The organism is Jeotgalibacillus marinus (assembly GCF_040801915.1).
Lineage (GTDB): Bacteria > Bacillota > Bacilli > Bacillales > Jeotgalibacillaceae > Jeotgalibacillus > Jeotgalibacillus marinus.
Genome location: NZ_JBFMIA010000089.1, coordinates 1 through 469, shown reverse-complemented (window position 1 = coordinate 469; position 469 = coordinate 1). Strand labels below are relative to the sequence as shown.

Annotated in this window: 1 protein-coding gene; it reads left to right on the top strand. The window is 49.0% G+C overall.

What is annotated here, in order from left to right:
• Positions 1-469 (top strand): hypothetical protein (locus tag AB1471_RS18745; protein ID WP_367780940.1); only part of this gene is annotated, 469 nt, incomplete at both ends.

Here is a 469-nt window from a genome sequence, read left to right as displayed (position 1 = left end):
AAAGAGAAGGGAGAGGAAGGAGGGAAGAGAAGGGAGGGGGGAAGGAGAAGAAAGAGGAAAGGGGAGGGGAGAGAAAAAAAGAGAGAAGAAAAGAAGAAAAAAAAAAGAGGGGAAGAAAAGAGAAAAGAGGGGAGAAGGGGAAGGAGGAAAGAGGGAGGAGGAGGGAGGGAAAGGAAAAAAAGAAGGAAAGAGGAGGAGGGGGAGAAAGGGAAGAAAGGGAAGAGGAAGAGGGGGAAGGGAAGGGAAGGAGAAGAGGGGGGAAAAAAGAGGGGAATAGGGAAGAAAAGGGGGGGAAGAAGAAAAAGAGGAAAGGGGGAGGAAAGGAGAAAAGGAGGGAGGAAGGGAAGAGGAAGAGGGAGAAAGAAAAAGAAAAAGGGGAAGGAGGAGGGAAGAAAGAAGGAGGAGGAAAAAGGGAGGGAGAAAAAGGAAGGGGAAAAAGGAAAGAAAAGGGGAGGGAAAGGGAAAGAGG